The organism is Tardiphaga sp. (assembly GCF_025356345.1).
In the GTDB taxonomy this organism is placed as follows: Bacteria; Pseudomonadota; Alphaproteobacteria; order Rhizobiales; family Xanthobacteraceae; genus Tardiphaga.
On the sequence record NZ_JANXTC010000070.1, the window covers coordinates 1 to 9,052 of the forward strand.

Below are 9,052 nucleotides of genomic sequence, written 5' to 3' on the forward strand. Positions count from 1 at the left end.
CCGGTACCGGCGGCAGGTCGGCGTACAGTTCGGGGCGCTCCTTCATCACCTTCAGATTGTATTTCGGCTCGATGTGCTTGTTGACATCGAAGGTCGATTTGAGAATTCCGAGCCGGTTCAGCCGGTCTTGCGCGCTCCACAACGCGCGATAGTTGTTCGCCGACAGCCGCCGATCGGCCTGCTGGATATTGAACTGCATCGCCGCTTCGGCGACATCCGCCTTGAGACCTGGAATCCACCGCGTGGCAATTTGCGACGCCTGCTTTGGATTCTTGCGCATCCATTGGTCAGCCTCCGCTACCGCAGCGAGGAATTTTTCCGTGGTCTCGCCGTTCTTCTCGACCCAGGAGCGCAGCGCCACGTTGAAGCCGAGATAAGAAATCACGTCACCGCCGCGGATCACCTCAAACGCGCCGGGGACGTCCTTCAGGGCAACGATCGGCCACGGATCCCAGTTGGCGAAGGCATCAATGCCCTTGGCGAGCAGCGCTACCGTCATATCCGGCGGCGGCGTGTTGACCAGGGTGACGACGTCGGGCTTGAGCCCGGCTTTTTCCAGCACCGCCAGTATGTAGAGATGGTTGACCGTTCCGAACGACGCCGCGATCTTCTTGCCCCTGAGGCTTGCAAGATCGCCCTTGACGATACCGGAGCCTTCGCGAGCGATAATGGCCACGGTGGCATCCGCGCCAGCCTTGGTGGCGCTGCCGCTGTAATTGCCGAGCGCCACCAGATCCATGCCGCGCAAGACGGCGCCGATCATCGGCACGCCGACCTGGACGATATCGCTCTCCCCGGCCTGCAGGGCATTGAGCGCGTCGACGCCGGTGGCGTAGGGGCGCGCGATGGTGACATCGAGGCCCTGTTTTTCGAAGAAACCGCGCTCCAGCGCGATCGGCAATCCGATCTGGTCGATGCCGCTGACCATGCCGGCCTTCAGCTTGGTCAGGGTCTCGGCCTGCGCAGGCGCCAGGGCAAGCACCAGCGCCGCCCCGAGCAATAGTATCCTTCTCATTTCAACCTCCCTCTTTTAGCGGCCCAACGCTCGTCACCCAGTAAGGCCGGGCCACCGCGTTAAGGTCCGTTCGCTTGACGCCACGAAGTTCTATCGAATGGTCATCCGCGCCGGAGACCCTTCCATATTGCTGAAACGCCAGGACATGAAAGCGCTCCGGCGTGAAGGGCAATTCGATCTGGACGTTGACCTTCGGCGACGTCCCCCCGAGATCCCCGGATACTTTCCACGGCGCCGCCAGCGTCAGCCAGAGCTGGAACAGCAGCCACAGCACCACCACGCCGATGACGAAGCGGCCGTTCGAGGATCGCCCGATGTCACTTGCGAGGCTCATGCCGAACGCACCATGTGCAAAACCTCAGCGGATAGCCGCTTGAAGGTCTCGTCCTCGATGAGGTCGTCCCAGACCCGCGGACGCGGCAGGTCGACCGTGATCTGCTCAAGCACCCGGCCCTTCGACAGCACCACGACACGGTTGGCCAGGAATACGGCCTCCGGCACGTCATGGGTGATGAAGAGCACCGTGGGCCGCCGTTCTTGCCAGATCCGCGTCAACTCCTCCTGCAGGGTCATCCGGGTCTGTGCGTCGACGCTGGCGAACGGCTCGTCCATCAGCAACACCGCCGGATTGTTGGCAAGCGCGCGAACCACCCCGACGCGCTGCTGCATGCCGCCCGAGAGTTCGTTCGGATAGCGGTTCGCGGCATGCGACAGGCCGGCAAGGGCCAGATATTCGTGCGCGATCTTGTCGCGCTCCGCCTTGCCGACGCCGCGCATTTTCGGACCGAAGCCGACATTGTCCAGCACGGTCTTCCACGGGAACAGTGCGAAGGACTGGAACACCACGCCGCGCTCCGGACCAGGCCCGCAGATCGGCTTGCCGTTCAGCAGGATCTCACCGCCCGAATAGGGGATGAACCCGGCGATCATGTTCAGGATGGTGGTCTTGCCGCAGCCGGAGGGACCGACGACCGATATGAATTCGCCCTGCTCTACCTCGAGCGACACGTCATGCACCGCGTTCACATGCGAGCCGGCATAGGGATCGAAATAGGTCTTGGCGAGGTTTCGCAGTTCAAGCGTTTTCATGACGTCACCAGCCCCCAGCGCCGACCGGTCGCGCGCTCGATCGGCGCGAGGATCCAGGCGTCCACGATGTACCAAAGCAATCCGAGAATGATCATGCCGACCAGGATTTCGACGACCGAACCGGCACGGCGCGCGTCGAACATCATGAAGCCGATTCCGCTGGTGCCGACGATCATCTCGACGGCAATCAACGCGCGCCAGCCATAGCCGAGCCCGTTCCGAAGCCCGGTGATGATGTTCGGCAAGGCGCCTGGCATCGTCACCTCCCACAGCACCCGCGCATGTGAGGCGCCGAGGCTTCGGGCCGCGCGTGCAAAATCGCGCGGGACGGATTCGACGCCGAGCACGGTATTGAGCACCACCGGAAAAAGCACGGTGTAGACGATGACGAAGGTCATGGTCGTCAACCCGAAGCCGAACCAGATCAGCAGGATCGGCAACCAGGCAATATCGCCAATCGCCTGGAAGAACAGCAGGATCGGCCAGCTGATACGATGCGCCCACTTGCTGGTTCCGATCAGGATCCCGAGCGGAATGCCGAGCGCCATACCGACGGCCGCGCCGGTGAACAACCGCACCAGACTGTCCTGCAAATAGTCCGGAAGGATGCCCTTGTAGGTCAACGTGATGAAGGATTGCACGACCTCGACCGGACCGGGCAAAAACGCCCTTGGAAACATGCCGGACTGTGTCACCGCGATCCACAGCAGGATGACGGGAATAAACGGAATCACCGCCGCCAGGCCCGGCCACCGCTGGGTCATGCGCGTGTAGGCGCTCCAGCTTCGCAGAAGAACACTCATGCGCGCCTCACCATGCCCCAGCGCTCGATGGTCGAGCGTTCCAGCGGAACCAGCAGCAACCGGTCGATCAGCAGCCACAGCACGCCAATCACGATCATGCCGAGAATGATGACCTCGGTGCGATAGAAATCCCGCGCGACGAACAGCATGTAGCCAAGACCGACATTGGTCGCGATCATCTCGGCGGCGATCAGGCCCCGCCAGGCGAAGCCGAGACCGGTGCGAACGCCGGTGACGATGTTCGGCAGCGCGCCCGGAAGCAGCACCTGCGTCAGCATCGCCCACCGCCCCGCCCCCAGCGACGCGGCGGCGTTGCGCAAGGCGGGAGGAATGGTCGAGACACCGAGCAGCGTGTTGTAGGCGACAACGAAAAAGACGGCGTTGAAGATCACGAAGATGATCGCGCCAAACCCGTAGCCGAACCATAGAGTGGCGATCGGGATCCAGGCGATGCCGGCGAGTACGGAGAAGAAGCGGAACAGCGGCGTGAGAAACGTGGAGACCGCCGGACTGACCCCCATGGCGATTCCCAGCGGCACCGCGGTGACGACACCGATCAACGTGCCAAGCGCCACCCGCAACAGGCTGGCGCCGACATGCCGGATCAACGTGCCATCATGGATCGATTCCATCGCGGCGGCAGCGACCGCTTGCACCGACGGGAACACGCGCGGGCTGACATCGAACAGCGGAACGACGATGGCCCAAATCAGAACGAGCGCGGCCAGCGGCGCGATAAACATCGCGGTCGATACGATCGACGCCATGGCTCTGATCAGCCATCGCGGCTGTCGACTATGCGTCGGAGCGAGCAGCACGAAACCTCCCTGTCAGGCCGATGAACGGCCATTCCCCATTTCGCTCGCGGCGCTTCGCGGCCGCTTTGAGCAATCAATACAACCAATCATCCAGCGCGAAGGCGTGACCATAGATCGCGCTTGCCGTCTCAGCTGATGGCATAGCCTCCATCGATAACCAGTATGGTACCGGTCACAAAGGAAGCCGCCGGCGAGCAGAGATACAGCACGCCACCCAGCAGATCGGAGGGCCGGCCCCAGCGCTTGAGCGGCGTGCGATCGAGGATCACCCGGCTGCGATCTTCGCTGTTCTGCAGATCCGTCGTCAGTGGCGTGGCGATCCAGCCCGGGGCGATCGCATTGACGCGAATGCCATCCGCGGCATAGGCGATCGCGAGGGATTTTGTCAGCTGCGCGATGCCGCCTTTGCTGGCGGCATAGGCCGGCACCAATCCGCCGCCAAAGAACGACAGCATCGACGCCAGATTGACGATCGCCCCACCCGAACAAGCGAGCAACGGACGGGCAGCGGCGCAGACACGCATCGCGCCATTGAGATTGATGTCGACCACCGACTGGAATACGTCCGGCTCAAGTTCTTCGCCGCGGCGGATCACGCCCGCGCAGTTCACCACCACATCGAGCTGGTCGCGGCCCTCGACCAGGCTCCGCACCGCCGCGCCGTCGCGCACATCGAGAATGCGCGCATCGGCCTTCTTCAAGACGGGATCGGCGGCGGCGGCGGTGATCTCCGCCTCGTTGACGCCGGCGATGGTCACGATCGCGCCGGCCTCGAGGAAGCCACGCGCCAGCCCGGCGCCGATTCCCGACGTCCCGCCGGTCACCAGCACATGCTTGCCGGCATACCACATCGACGCCCAGGCGCCCGACACCTCCTGCATTTCGGCTGCGACGGTCACCATCAGCGCACGAACTGATCGACATAGTCGGCACCAAGGCCGACGGACTCGTAATGGGCGCGGCACATGTCGACCTTGGTGAAGACGTCCTCATAGCCGATGTGCTTGTTCTGCTCGTCGAGATAGACCATCGAGCCCTGGATATTGAAGAAGGTGATCATCTCCGGCGTATCCTCCGGCACCACCAGGGTATGGATTTCGCCGGGCGGCTCGAACACATAGGAGCCCTCGGTCGCAACCCAGTCATGCTCGCGATAGAACCATTTGCCGCGCAACACGAAGCCGTGGACCGGATTTGGATGAAGATGCCGCGACAACACCCCGGCGCGCCGCACCCGCAGCAGGTTGCACCACTGCCCCTGGCGGGTGTTGAGCATCAAGGGCCTGAACCAGACGTCGGGCGCCTGCGGTACCCAGACGCGTTCATCTTCCGGCATCGCGACGACGGCGATTTCGGGCGATGCGAGCACATGTGTCGAGCCCTTCATGTCGCGATACATTCTATTTCCTTCTGCGCTTGACCGCCGGTTTTTGCGCGGCTGCCACGTTCCGTTTGGAGAGCTTGGTCTGCGTATAGGCGAGCACCTGCTCCATCGCGGCACGCGCCTGCTTGACATTGCCGGCATCAATGGCGCGCGCCGCGGCGGCGTGATTGGGCAAATTATCATCGAACCAGCCGGGGCTGCCGACGGCGACGAAGAACACCGCGCCAAGGATCGTATCGATCGCACCGCGAAATCCCTGCAGCACGGGATTATGCGCAGCATCGAGAATGGCGAGATGAAAGGCCTTGTCGGCGGCGGTGGCGCTGGCCGGATCGTGCGACGTTTCCATCGCGGCCAGCGCGGCATTGATACGCTGCTTGTCCTTGGCGGTGGCGCGCTCGGCCGCGAGGGCAGCCGCGGCGGGTTCGATGATCGAGCGAACCTCCTGGATGGCCAGCAGAAGCTCACGGTCGGGCACGTCGTTGCCGACCAACCAGGTGAGCACGTCGCGATCGAGCAGGCTCCAGTCGTGGCGTGGCCGCACATGCGTGCCGTTTCGCGGCTGCACGCTGACCAGGCCCTTTGCCGCCAATATCTTGATGACCTCGCGGATCACGCCGCGGCCGACACCGAAGCGGATTTCGAGGTCATGCTCGGGCGGCAGCGCCGCGCCGACCGCGATCAGATCCTGAACAATCTCGCTACCAAGCGTGTTCAGAACCGCATGAATGCGCCCGGGCTTGCTGCGCCGATCGACCGCCTTGGTGCGCGCTACAGGCAAGAATTACGACTCCCCATCGTTGCTCATAGGCAACGTTGGCCAGTTGCTAGCACGCGTTCACTAGTATGGCAATCATCGGATGTTTAACATCGGATGATTGTGTTGGGACGGTGCCGTCCCTCCAGATCAGCGATGTCCGGTGAAGCCGCCTGGGCGCGGATACAATTGGTCGCGGCCGACGATTTGGCCCGGCATGCCGTGCCTATACCGCGGCTTCAATCCAGATCTGCCAGCCACGGCATCGAGGCCTGCGCGCCTCGGCTGGTGACGCTGAACGCCGCCGCCCGTTGGGCGAAGGCGATCGCCGCGTCGGTATCGGCGCTCCGGCACCAATGCGCGGCAAAGGCACCGACGAAAGTGTCGCCCGCGCCCGTGGTGTCGACCGCGTCGACCACCGGCGCCGGATGAATTGTAATTCCCGCGCTGTCGATATGCGCCACGCCGTCGCGGCCGAGCGTGACGATCACCGTCTGTACACCACTCGCCAATAACTGTCGGGCAGCGACCTCGATGTCGCCAGGGTGGTTGATCGCGAGTCCCGACAGCGTCGCCAGTTCGTGCCGGTTCGGCACCAGGAAGCGAAGGCCGTCCAGCCAGGAATCGGCGATCGGACGCGCCGGCGCGGGGTTGAGCAGAACCGGCACGCCACGCGACCTCGCCAGCTCAAGCGCCCGCTCGACGGTGGCCATCGGCGACTCGAATTGACAGATCAACAACGAGGCCTGACCGATCAGCGCCGCGAGGACGTCGATATCCTCCGGCATCAGCCGGTCATTGGCGCCGCCGGAAATCGCGATGCTGTTTTCGCCGGACGCCTCCGTCATCACCATCGCGATCCCCGAGGCCACGCCGGCCGCGACCTGGAGATGCGACACATCGACGCCGCTGTCCGACAGCGCCCCGCGCAGACTGCTCCCGAAGGCATCGTCACCGATGCATCCAACGAAGCTCACCTCGCCGCCGAGACGCGCCGCCGCGACCGCCTGATTGGCGCCCTTGCCGCCCGGCGCGACGACGAAGTCACGGCCGCGCACCGTCTCGCCCGGCTTCGGCAGCACCGGGACCGCCAGCATCAGGTCGGCATTGGCACTGCCGATTATCAGAATCTTCGCCATCGATGATCATCGTCCTACGGCGCGTACCGCGCCAGCCTGCGCGCGGTCAGCTCTGTCGACTGACCCAATGCAACAGATTGCTCCATAGCGGCTTGAAGCCGTGCCAGCGCAAAAATTCGTTGGGCAGCCAATGCGGCCCGATGTCGGTCGTCCATGCGGCGCTGCGCCCGGCGCCGACCTGCTGCACCGCGAGCAGCGGATGGCCGCCTTCGCTGGCCGGCAGCGCCAGCAACGTGGTGGCGTCGGGCCGGGCCACGACTTCGTTAATCCCCAGCAGATAGGGGAAATCAGTCGGCACGCCGTTCAGAACCGGATGCCCCGCGGCGCCGGCGCCAAGCTCGGGTACGATGCCCTCGGGCAATTCGAGGCGGTCATCATAGGGATGGATCAGGGTCGGCAGTACCGCTTCGACGGCGGTGTTGCGATAGCGCGCGGCGCCGTTGATGCCCTGGAAGCTGTAATAGCCGCCCACCATGATCAGACCGCCGCCGCGCTCGACATAGCTGCGCAGCAGTTTCAGCCGGTTCGGCGCCCGGCGCGAATGGATCCAGACGTCGGGCGACAGCAGCAAGGTATTGGCGCCGATGTCGCTGAGGATAACGCAGTCATAGGCGTCGAGCGCCGCGTCGGTCGACGGAAAATCCGTGGCCGCCTCGTGACACAGCATATAGGTGATATCGAATTCGGCGCCGGACAGGATCGAGACGAATTCCTCGGCGCCCTTGTGATGCGTGACCGAGGGGAACTGGTCCCAGCCCTTGATGTGGGTCGCGGTCGATGTCCAGCTTTCGCCGGCCAGCAGGATCTTTTTTGCAGTCATGAGGTCGTGGTCCATGGGCGTGTGGAACAGGAAGCCGGATGACACGGCCGCGGCCGTGCCATCCGTGGGCGAAAACAGCGGCCGTTACTGGAATTTGGCGAATTGCAGCCGGAACGCGCCGTCGGGATATTGCAGCCACGACAGCGCTTTGGTCGAGGCCTGCAGCGTTGCCGGGAACGTCAGGAACAGCATCGGCGCGTCAGCTGCGATCTGCGTCTCCGCCTCGCGATAGAGTTTGGCGCGGTCGGCCTGGGCCTGCGCGCTGCGTGCCTTCTCCAGCAGGTCGGTGACCTTGTCGCTCTGATAGCCCATGAAATTGTTCGGGCCGGTCTTGGTCAGGTAGTTGTAGAGGTTACCGTCCGGATCGGACCGTCCCGACCACGGCGACATGCACAGGTCAAAGTCCTTCTGCCGCAGCACGGTGATCAGGCTGGTGGAATCGATCTGCTTGATCTCGACCTTGAAGCCGGCCTGGTTGGCCTGGGCCTGCATCACTTCGGCGGTGCGCACCTGCGCCGGCGAATTGGTCACGGTGATGGTCACCGGCACCGGCGTGGTGACGCCCGCTTCGGTGAGCAGCTTGCGGGCGGCTTCCGCGCTGGCCTTGTAGGGCGTGAAGGCGGGATCGTGCACCCAGCCCATCGACGGCGGAATCGCGCCCTGGGCGACGCTGCCAGTGCCGAAATAAACCACCCGCAGGATCGCCTGCTTGTCGATCGCGGTGGTGAAGGCCTGGCGGACGCGGACATCGTTGAACGGCGGCCGGGTGGTGTTGAAGGAAAACGCGTTGAAGCCGAGGCCCGGGGCCTGCTTCAGGGTGATAGTGGCTTCACGGCCGAGTTGACCGACCGTTTGCGCCGGCACCGCGTCGACCAGTTGCACCGTGCCCGAGCGCAAATTGGTCAGCCGCACGGTCTCGTCGGCGATCGGACGGAACACGATCCGCTCGATCGGCGCGGGCCCGCGCCAGTAGCCGGCAAAGCGCTCCAGTACCAGTTCGGAATTCTTGGTCCAGCTCACGAGCCTGTAGGGACCGGCGCCCACGGCCCTGGTCGCGAAATCCGCTCCGAGCGTTTTCACCGCGGTCGGCGACACCATCATGCCGGCGCGGTTCGACAGCACCTGCAGCAGCGGCGCGTAGGCCATCTTCAGCTTGATGGTGAAAGTCAGCGCGCCAGTCACTTCAACCTGCTCGATCGGGGACAGTTCGCTGCGGCGCGGCGAGGC

At 64.1% G+C, this 9,052-nt stretch carries 11 protein-coding genes; all 11 read right to left on the reverse strand.

Annotation, left to right across the window (positions count from 1 at the left end):
• Positions 1-1,015 (reverse strand): ABC transporter substrate-binding protein (locus tag Q0S16_RS03945; protein ID WP_295845275.1); only part of this gene is annotated, 1,015 nt, incomplete at its 3' end.
• 1 nt (position 1,016) lies between these two features.
• On the reverse strand, positions 1,017-1,349 hold the full coding sequence (locus tag Q0S16_RS03950; RefSeq protein WP_295845277.1) for a hypothetical protein: 333 nt from the start codon (positions 1,347-1,349) through the stop codon (positions 1,017-1,019).
• Positions 1,346-2,104, reverse strand: a complete 759-nt coding sequence (locus tag Q0S16_RS03955) for an ABC transporter ATP-binding protein (RefSeq protein WP_295845280.1) — start codon at positions 2,102-2,104, stop codon at positions 1,346-1,348. The genes Q0S16_RS03950 and Q0S16_RS03955 overlap by 4 nt, the downstream gene beginning before the upstream one ends.
• Positions 2,101-2,907: an ABC transporter permease gene (locus tag Q0S16_RS03960; RefSeq protein WP_295845282.1), complete on the reverse strand. Its 807-nt coding sequence runs from the start codon at positions 2,905-2,907 to the stop codon at positions 2,101-2,103. Before Q0S16_RS03960 ends, Q0S16_RS03955 begins: the two co-directional genes overlap by 4 nt.
• Entirely contained in the window at positions 2,904-3,674 is a 771-nt protein-coding gene (locus Q0S16_RS03965; RefSeq protein ID WP_295845284.1) for an ABC transporter permease, read from the reverse strand. Before Q0S16_RS03965 ends, Q0S16_RS03960 begins: the two co-directional genes overlap by 4 nt.
• A 179-nt stretch (positions 3,675-3,853) precedes the next feature.
• Positions 3,854-4,627, reverse strand: coding sequence for an SDR family oxidoreductase (locus Q0S16_RS03970; RefSeq protein ID WP_295845287.1), 774 nt, complete (start codon positions 4,625-4,627; stop codon positions 3,854-3,856).
• Positions 4,627-5,124, reverse strand: coding sequence for a 2,4'-dihydroxyacetophenone dioxygenase family protein (locus Q0S16_RS03975; RefSeq protein WP_295845289.1), 498 nt, complete (start codon positions 5,122-5,124; stop codon positions 4,627-4,629). Before Q0S16_RS03975 ends, Q0S16_RS03970 begins: the two co-directional genes overlap by 1 nt.
• Before the next feature lies 1 nt (position 5,125).
• Positions 5,126-5,890 carry an FCD domain-containing protein gene (locus Q0S16_RS03980; RefSeq protein WP_295845291.1) on the reverse strand — a complete coding sequence of 255 codons (765 nt, stop codon included), beginning with the start codon at positions 5,888-5,890 and terminating at the stop codon, positions 5,126-5,128.
• A gap of 215 nt (positions 5,891-6,105) precedes the next feature.
• Complete coding sequence (rbsK, locus tag Q0S16_RS03985) at positions 6,106-7,005, reverse strand: ribokinase (protein ID WP_295845293.1); 900 nt, start codon at positions 7,003-7,005, stop codon at positions 6,106-6,108.
• Between the two features lie 46 nt (positions 7,006-7,051).
• A complete protein-coding gene (locus Q0S16_RS03990) occupies positions 7,052-7,825 on the reverse strand; it encodes a glutamine amidotransferase (protein WP_295845295.1) in 774 nt (257 codons plus the stop codon).
• 84 nt (positions 7,826-7,909) lie between these two features.
• On the reverse strand, positions 7,910-9,052 hold a 1,143-nt coding region (locus Q0S16_RS03995), incomplete at its 5' end, for an ABC transporter substrate-binding protein (RefSeq protein WP_295845297.1).